General features: G+C 67.5%; 1 protein-coding gene. It reads left to right on the forward strand.

All coding sequences use genetic code 11. The annotated features are described in order from the left end of the window. Positions 1-689 (forward strand): AMP-binding protein (locus tag EOA28_RS37665; protein ID WP_148671207.1); only part of this gene is annotated, 689 nt, incomplete at both ends.

A 689-nucleotide genomic window follows, 5' to 3' on the forward strand; every position in this document is an offset into this window, starting at 1 on the left:
GTCGAAAAGGCCGGCATCGACGACAGCATTGCCGCGGTCGAGGCGGGCGGCGCGAAGATGCTGTGGCTGGAAGACGTGCGCGCCGGCGTGACCGCGCTGGACAAGGTCGCCGGAGCACTTTTGTGGCGCTTACCGCTGCAGCGGCAGCAAGCCTCGAAGCCCGCCGTCATCCTGTTCACCTCCGGCTCGGAAGGCACGCCGAAGGCGGTGGTGCTGTCGAACCGCAACCTGCTTGCCAATGTTATGCAGGCCGAGGCGCGCGTCTCCGTCTCGCCGGCCGACACCTTGCTCAATGTGCTGCCGGCGTTCCATTCCTTCGGGCTCACCGGCGGCACCATCCTGCCGCTGGTGCTGGGCGTAAAGCTGTTCCTCTACCCCTCGCCGCTGCACTACAAGATCATCCCCGAGATCGCCCGCAAGGTGAAGCCGACCGTGATGTTCGGAACCGACACGTTCCTCGCCAATTATGCGCGCACCGCCAAGGACGGCGACTTCTCCAGCCTGCGCTTCGTCGTGGCCGGCGCCGAGGCGGTGAAGCCCGAGACGCGGCGCACCTATCGCGACCGCTTCCAGGCCTCGATCGTCGAAGGCTTCGGCCTGACCGAGGCGGCGCCGGTGGTGGCGGTGAATACCGCCATCCACAGCCGGGACGGCACGGTCGGCAGGCCGCTGCCGGCCATCCGCATGAA

Origin of the sequence: Mesorhizobium sp. M2A.F.Ca.ET.067.02.1.1 (assembly GCF_004023285.1) — a bacterium.
Taxonomy (GTDB): Bacteria; Pseudomonadota; Alphaproteobacteria; order Rhizobiales; family Rhizobiaceae; genus Mesorhizobium.